Annotated in this window: 1 protein-coding gene and 1 pseudogene; one reads left to right on the top strand and one right to left on the bottom strand. The window is 38.9% G+C overall.

What is annotated here, in order from left to right; all coding sequences use genetic code 11:
* Nucleotides 1-222: pseudogene (locus ACS8FD_RS15055) on the top strand (amino-acid N-acetyltransferase); the annotation flags it as partial.
* A 121-nt stretch (nucleotides 223-343) separates the two neighbouring features.
* Here the strand turns inward: ACS8FD_RS15055 and ACS8FD_RS15050 are convergent.
* The gene (locus ACS8FD_RS15050; protein WP_439262940.1) at nucleotides 344-1,075 is read right to left on the bottom strand and encodes an FKBP-type peptidyl-prolyl cis-trans isomerase; all 732 of its coding nucleotides are present in this window, start codon (nucleotides 1,073-1,075) and stop codon (nucleotides 344-346) included.
* Nucleotides 1,076-1,287 lie beyond the last annotated feature (212 nt).

Raw genomic sequence — 1,287 nt, 5'->3', positions numbered from 1 at the left:
CCAGAATATCGCAATGGTAGCCGCGGTGCAGACTTGCTGGCATTTTTAGAACAGCAAGCGCGCAGTCATGGCCTACATAAGTTGTTTGTATTAACCACACGTACGGCGCACTGGTTTGTAGAACAAGGCTTCGCTGAAGTCAATGCTAGTGCATTACCAGAAGCTCGCCAAGAAAAGTACCATAACGGTCGCAACTCTAAAGTATTTCAAAAGACCCTTTAAATACGGCACTTTATTTTATAATACAAAAATCCCGTGACTAAAAAAGCCCTCATATCCAATATGAGGGCTTTTTCAATTATCTAATATTATATGCTTAACGCAGCATTATTTCACTTTTCTGCTATTTTACTTTTAATAGCTCAACAGTGAATATGAGTGTGCTATTAGGTTCAATACCTGAATTTCCAGCTTCGCCATAAGCGATATCTGATGGAATATAGAACTCATATTTGCCGCCTTCTTTCATCAGCTGTAAACCTTCAGTCCAGCCAGCGATGACTTGGTTCAATGGGAATTCGATCGGCTCGCCGCGCTCATAAGAGCTATCAAATACAGTACCATCGATCAATTTGCCCTCGTAGTTTACTTCAACCACGTCAGTCGCTTTTGGTGATTTGCCCGTACCTGCTGTTAGTACTTTATATTGCAGACCAGAATCCGTCTCTTTTACGCCTTCTTTTTTAGCATTTTCTGCTAAGAACGCAGCACCTTTGGTTTTATTCTCTTCTGCTTTGTTCTGCATATCTGCAACAAACTTCTCTTCTTGTTCTTTTTGGTACGTCATTAGTACTTCTTCCATCTGCTCTTGGGTCAGAGCAGACTCTTCACCTTCATAGCCATCACGAAAGCCTTGCTCAAAAGTATCAAGGTCTAAATCTTGTACCGCTTCTTTATTACCTTCTGCCATCATAAAGCCCAAGCTATAGCCTACTTTTTCTTTCGCTGTACTTTGCTCAGTAATAGAAACACTTGGAGTAGCGCTTTCTTGGTTGCCATTGTTGGTACTACAGCCTGTAACCAATAACATCGCACTGGCCAGCGTAGTGATAGTTAAAGTGGTAATTTTTTTCATATATTACTCTCAATTTGTTAAATCAATTAGGAAGAACACTAAAATATTATTTGCCAGCTATCATAGCAAATCTTAGTTTTATGAGCTATGTTTCCGATAAAATTAACATAACAATGTACAGTCTTTGTTAATTTTTGCCCCAAAAATAACAACTTATCACACAATTATAGCGTCAGGTAAAGCATTCTAACTTTAACTGCATCATTATATCA

The organism is Psychrobacter sp. 1U2 (genome assembly GCF_051847575.1).
The sequence above is the reverse complement of the archived record's forward strand: the minus strand, read 5'-3'. Positions and strand labels throughout refer to the sequence as shown.

Bases quoted from the DNA above. Each gene is read 5' to 3' on its own strand.
- ACS8FD_RS15050 (WP_439262940.1), bottom strand. From the start codon at position 1,075: ATGAAAAAAATTACCACTTTAACTATCACTACGCTGGCCAGTGCGATG.